The 5,549-nt window shown below is 34.0% G+C and carries 5 protein-coding genes and 2 pseudogenes; 3 read left to right on the top strand and 4 right to left on the bottom strand.

Going from position 1 to position 5,549, the window contains the following annotated elements:
- Positions 1-230: 230 nt before the first annotated feature.
- A complete protein-coding gene (locus tag BHE89_RS08690) occupies positions 231-470 on the top strand; it encodes a hypothetical protein (RefSeq protein ID WP_128860407.1) in 240 nt (79 codons plus the stop codon).
- 110 nt (positions 471-580) lie between these two features.
- A complete protein-coding gene (locus BHE89_RS08685) occupies positions 581-1,273 on the top strand; it encodes an XRE family transcriptional regulator (RefSeq protein WP_069368933.1) in 693 nt (230 codons plus the stop codon).
- Positions 1,274-1,294: 21 nt separating this feature from the next.
- On the opposite strand, the pseudogene BHE89_RS08680 reads toward BHE89_RS08685, so the two are convergent.
- The 4 genes and pseudogenes from BHE89_RS08680 to BHE89_RS08665 all read right to left on the bottom strand — a co-directional run bounded on the left by BHE89_RS08680 (position 1,295) and on the right by BHE89_RS08665 (position 4,784).
- Positions 1,295-1,922, bottom strand: a pseudogene (locus tag BHE89_RS08680) (ABC transporter ATP-binding protein).
- Positions 1,916-2,692, bottom strand: coding sequence for an ABC transporter permease (locus tag BHE89_RS08675; protein WP_069368931.1), 777 nt, complete (start codon positions 2,690-2,692; stop codon positions 1,916-1,918). Before BHE89_RS08675 ends, BHE89_RS08680 begins: the two are co-directional and overlap by 7 nt.
- 99 nt (positions 2,693-2,791) lie before the next feature.
- A pseudogene (gene modA, locus BHE89_RS08670) lies at positions 2,792-3,548 on the bottom strand (molybdate ABC transporter substrate-binding protein).
- 252 nt (positions 3,549-3,800) lie between these two features.
- Positions 3,801-4,784, bottom strand: coding sequence for a sugar-binding transcriptional regulator (locus BHE89_RS08665; RefSeq protein ID WP_069368929.1), 984 nt, complete (start codon positions 4,782-4,784; stop codon positions 3,801-3,803).
- Positions 4,785-5,162: 378 nt separating this feature from the next.
- On the opposite strand from BHE89_RS08665, the gene cutA reads away from it, so the two are divergent.
- On the top strand, positions 5,163-5,471 hold the full coding sequence (gene cutA / locus BHE89_RS08660) for a divalent-cation tolerance protein CutA (protein ID WP_128860406.1): 309 nt from the start codon (positions 5,163-5,165) through the stop codon (positions 5,469-5,471).
- The last annotated feature ends 78 nt before the right edge of the window (positions 5,472-5,549 follow it).

Genomic DNA, 5,549 nt, shown 5'->3' with positions numbered 1-5,549 from the left:
ATAGTACATCATTGTGTAATATTTAGGTTATTTGCCTATAACACATTGCCAAAAAAATACAAATAAACACTAGAAAAATTGTGATCACATACACCTTTTTGCATCATTAATGCTATTTAAGACAAATAGAAAACTGTTTTTTTTATCAACAAATAGGTAATCTAGCAATCTGATTTTGATGACCAAACATGAATAGTTAAAAGGATATTTTATGTTTTACTTCACAGCTCATGCTGGTCGGTTATGTGTTGTTGGTAAGCCCTTGTGGAAATGATTCTTGTGATGCAGTTCCTGTTACAGAAACTATTTATACTAAGGATGAATGTACAACACGACTTAACTACTTAAAACAAAAAAGACCTGACCTTATTATTTTCTGTGGAGAAGTCTTGAGAGATCCTGAAGTTACTGATGAAAATCCTTATCTCACCCCACCAGATAGCGCAGATGACGTTTTCAAAATTAAGTAATCACTCTATTCTTAATTTTATTTTTAAGATAAAATACAATTTAATTTGTTTTCTTTTTACGATATACTCTTTGTACTTGAATATGTAAGGACACGTATTAGGAGTCACTAATGTCTATTGCGAAACGTACCAAAGATAAACGCATTGCGTTAGGTTTAACACAATCAGAGCTTGCTACTTTAGCAAGTACAACACAACAATCCATAGAACAACTAGAAAGTGGTAAAACTAAACGTCCCCGTTTTTTACCTGAATTAGCAAAAGCATTAAATTGTGATTTAGCTTGGCTGCTTGAAGGTGAAGAACGTCCCAATGCAACTTCTGAAATTCCCCCCGAAAATGAATGGCAAGCTGTCAGTGAATGGGACAGTAATACTCCTTTAGGTGCTGATGAAGTGGAAATTCCCTATTTTAAAAGTATTGAACTCGCAGCAGGTGACGGTTGTTGTACTAACGAAGATCATAATGGATATAAATTGAGATTTTCAAAAAGCACATTACGCCGTTATGGCGCATCTTCTCAAAACGTTATTTGTTTTTCCGTTTATGGCGATAGTATGTCACCAGTTATTCCTAATGGCTCAACAGTCACTGTCGATACAGGCAATACACGTATTGTTGATGGTGGGATTTATGCTATCGAACAAGATGCCTTGTTTAGAATAAAACTACTCTATCGTCAACCAGGCGGTAAATTGATTATACGTAGCTATAATAAAGACGAATTTCCTGATGAATCAGCGGAAACTGATTCTGTAAAAATTATGGGCCGTATTATCCATTGGTCAGTAATGGCTTGGTAATCAATATTCAAGACAATAGTTTCATAATATAGAATGTTCAGTCACCACTTGTCCTTTAGACAATAAAACCGTTTTATCTGCTAATGCTTCGATTTCTCGAGGTTCATGAGTAACCATGATCATCGTTATTTCCTTAGATTTTAAGAAATCAATTACATCCCAAAGCTGATAACGTGTTTCCCAATCCAAACTTGAAAAAGGTTCATCCAATAGTAAAAGTTTGGGTTGGCTAATAAGTGCTCTTGCCAATGCAACGCGTTGTTGCTCCCCTCCTGAAATTTGATAAGGATAACGTGCAGCGAGATGCACAATTCCCATTTGTTCTAATATCATCTTTTCCCTCTCCTTACTTCGTTTCTGTTTTGCTCCATATTGTGCTAGCCATAAATTTTGAGTCACCGTCATAAACGGAAATAAATAAAGCCGTTGATTTAAATATCGACAAGAACGTAACCATACTGGTTGCTCATTTATATTTTTTATCTGCAAGGTAGATATCACCGGAGTATGAAGTATATCCAGCAATCGCATTTAAAAGTGTTGTTTTGCCACTTCCAGATGTCCCACTTATTCCTAAACATGTTCCTTTTTCTACATACAGCGAAACATCTTTTAATATACCGGTTGTTAATGAATGAATTTCTAGCATGATCTTTCCTTTTCTCGCTGTAAACGATGTAATGCAAATAATAAAATAATCGCGATAGCGATAAGAACAAGCGCACAACCTATTGCCAAAGTGAAGTCGCCACTAGCAATATTTAAATAAATTGCCATGGGCAATGTTTCTGTTTTTAACCTTGTTGCACCAGCTAGCATTAACGTAGCGCCAAATTCACCTAAGGCTCTAGAGAATGCAATAATACTTCCGCTTATTAAAGCCGACCAACACAATGGTATTTCAACTAAAAAAAATGTTTTTGTTGGTGTTAATCCTAAATTGTGTGCAGTTTGAATATAAGCAGGGTCAACAGACTTAAAAGCCGAGAGACCATTTCTCATAATAATTGCACTAGCAACATAAGTTTGAGCAATAATAATGCCCAATGGTGAAAACAGAGAGCGAGATAATTCAGGAAAAACCCCTGCTAAAGGTCCCTGATTTCCTAACAATAATAATAATCCGATACCGATCACTAATGGAGGCGTCACCAAAGGTAAATCTAATAACGCATCAATAAAACGATATCCTTTAAAAGGGATCCTTGCCATTGCCCATGCGGCAGGCACACCTAAGATAATTGCTAAACATAAAGAAATTAACGCGGTACTCAGTGACATACCAATAGCAAAATGGAATTCAGGATCGGTAATAACTTGCTTCAACTCAACAGAAGAAAGCTGGCATATCAGCGCAATTAACGATCCTAATATCAGAAATAACAATAAAAAAAGTGGAATTAATGCCCATCGAAACACGTTATTTCCTTTTTTGAGATAGATATTTATTTTGCTGTAATAATGAAAAAAGCCACCTGTGAGTTGGTGGCGAATAAACACAATGTATGTGAGAAAAATCTATGGTTTCGAAATGACAGGAAGAAAACCATAATCAGTAAAAGCCTTTATCCCTTCAGTGCGAGAAAAATAGTCAGCAAGTAATTGTGCTTCTTTCGGATTTGCTGATGTTTTTAAAACAGCAAGTGTTGCTACTTCTTCTGGGCTGCCTTCAGGAACTGGAAGTAAAACAAGTTTATCTTGATTTTTTCATTGCATCTGCATATCCAATAATAGCGGCATCCACCTCTCCATTTAATAAATACATAAGCAATTGTTTAATAGTTGCCGTGCGTACAACAACCTTATCACGTAATTTATCGCCTTGACCTGATGCCTCGATAAGTTGCTCACCACTTTTTCCTAATGCGATAGCTTTAGCATCACCCATACCTAGTTTTAATGAGCTATTTGCAAGATCTTCTACTGTTTTAATATTACCCGCTTTATCTTTACGTACAGCAATAACGGGAATATGGCGAACAATAGAATATTGATTAGCGACTTGTCCTTCTTTATCTAATTTTTCCACATAATCTTGTGAACCAGGAAAAAATAAATCTCCCTGCTTAGTTAAATTAAAGCGTGTTAATATTTGCCCTGAACCACCATATTCAATAGTAACTTTGTTTCCTGTCTCTTTTTCAAAAAGATTTACAACTTGCTCTATCGGTTGTTTTAATCCAGCACCGGCATAAAGATGAAGCTCAGCTGCAAATGTATTATGGCAAATTAATCCTAAAGCTAGTCCCAAACCAGCAAGCAATGGGCGTTTCATATAGTGGGATCCTAATTATCGCTATATAATTTTTTTATATAATGAATGATGCAAGCGTCTAAGGCAAGTGGCTCACATAAAAAAAGAGAAAAATGTTAACAACATATCATTTTTTATCTTTTTCTTTATGTCTTAGCCTTACAAAAGAAAATTGATCAAAAAAATATTTTAAATACTTATTTTTATTAGAATATAAGTAGATCTTAAATAGTTATTTGCCAACAAATCCTCGCTTTCACGAGGATTTTATGACTAATTATCTAGCTCTAATAATGCCAGCGCAGTCACTTCATCAATCACAATATCAGTGGCGTAACCTCCTTTTATCGCCCCTATTGTTGCCTGAATATTTTCCACACCACCAGCAATAAAAAGACGCTGTGTTATTTGCCTTAATTGAGCAAGACTTATTCCCATTATCCTCAGGTCAATATCAGAAACCAATGGATTACCTTGTGCGTCATAAAAACGTCCACAAATTACACCAACAGCGCCTAAATCACGATATTGAGCCATTTCACTACTCGTTAAAACACCTGTTGTTACTAAAGGATTATCATCAAATGTATTGCCTACAACAAAAAGAGCTTTATTACACTGATTTAACGCTGAAAAATTACGCCTAATAATAGGCTCAGCTTGTAGCTCCATTGCTAAACGGGCACTAGAAACCACTGCAGGTACATGCAAATTAATACTGCATCCTGACAACTTATTTGCAATTAACGCAGCTGCTTCTGTTGTTTTAAAATCAGGCTGTGGCGCTACTGCACCTATCATTTGTAATACTGTGATATTTTTTAATAACTTGGGAGGAAGATAATTACCCAATTTATAAATTGTTCGTCCCCATGCAACACCTAAAATATCATCGTCATTAATTATCTGAGAAAGATACATCGCTCCAGCTTTTGCTAATCTTTCTCTGTTCATATTTAAAGTGTGTTGCGATTTATTCTTTTCTTCATCGGGTAAAATAAGCACATTATTAAGATCGAATTTTGCTTTTATTCTGATGGCATAATCAATCGTAGAAAATACTGATGAATCCAAGTTAATATTTACGAATCCTTTTTCTCTAGCTAGATGCAAATATTTCACGACGGTGACACGAGACACGCCCATAATATTTGCCACTTCACTTTGGCTGAGTCCGTCCTGATAGTAAAGCCACGCAGCATAGAGAACGGGATCATTATCAAATAAACTCGCGTTTTTTAGCGAATTATTATCCATTTTAACCCCCACAAATTTTATAAATCTTATGACTAATTAGTTTATTTTATATTAGAGATATTATTAAAGATAAAATGCCTTTAGACAAATTAATCCTTATAACACAAATAGATACATTTCATTAATCTACTAATAGTATCGGCACCCTGATATTTTTCTTTACTACAAGAATCTTATAATACGTAAAAAGCCCTTAATAATGCCGTAAACAGTTCATATCGAGAAAGTTTTTTTTTTTTGAAAATACTGTTTTTATTTTGCTAGAAATAAAAATATTAGCTTTAAGTTTTTAAAAAAGTTTTTATTTTTGATAAAATTAAAAATCACCCAAGTATTATTGTTGCTATCAACAATCAATTAATTTTAAAAGGAAAAATAATGATAATTGCATACTCCACAGCACCAAATGAAAAAATCGCTAATGAAATTGCTCACTACCTCATCAATACAAAACTTGCCGCTTGTGTAAATTTAATCCTCAAGTTAAATCTTATTTATCATTGGGACAATAAAATTATTGAAGATAATGAAATACTTATGATGATAAAATCCGAGAAAAGTAAACAGCAAAACTTAATTAATACTCTTGTCGAAATACATCCTTATGATACTCCTGAAGTGATTATAATACCGATTGAAAATGGTTTTAAAGGTTATCTTAATTGGGTACATACCTCGTTGAATTAAAATAACGTTAAATTTTTACTGAGGTCTCATTCCTGATATTTTGTTTAAAAAAAATGATAATTAATTGTAAATAAAAGT

This window comes from Shigella sp. FC1967 (assembly GCF_001743005.1).
GTDB lineage: Bacteria > Pseudomonadota > Gammaproteobacteria > Enterobacterales > Enterobacteriaceae > Proteus.
The sequence above is the reverse complement of the archived record's forward strand: the minus strand, read 5'-3'. Positions and strand labels throughout refer to the sequence as shown.

What these genes read in the sequence shown, in the direction of transcription:
- BHE89_RS08665 (WP_069368929.1), bottom strand. Translation starts at nt 4,784, where the DNA reads ATGGATAATAATTCGCTAAAAAACGCGAGTTTATTTGATAATGATCCC.
- BHE89_RS08685 (WP_069368933.1), top strand. Translation starts at nt 581, where the DNA reads ATGTCTATTGCGAAACGTACCAAAGATAAACGCATTGCGTTAGGTTTA.
- BHE89_RS08690 (WP_128860407.1), top strand. Translation starts at nt 231, where the DNA reads ATGCTGGTCGGTTATGTGTTGTTGGTAAGCCCTTGTGGAAATGATTCT.
- cutA (WP_128860406.1), top strand. Translation starts at nt 5,163, where the DNA reads ATGATAATTGCATACTCCACAGCACCAAATGAAAAAATCGCTAATGAA.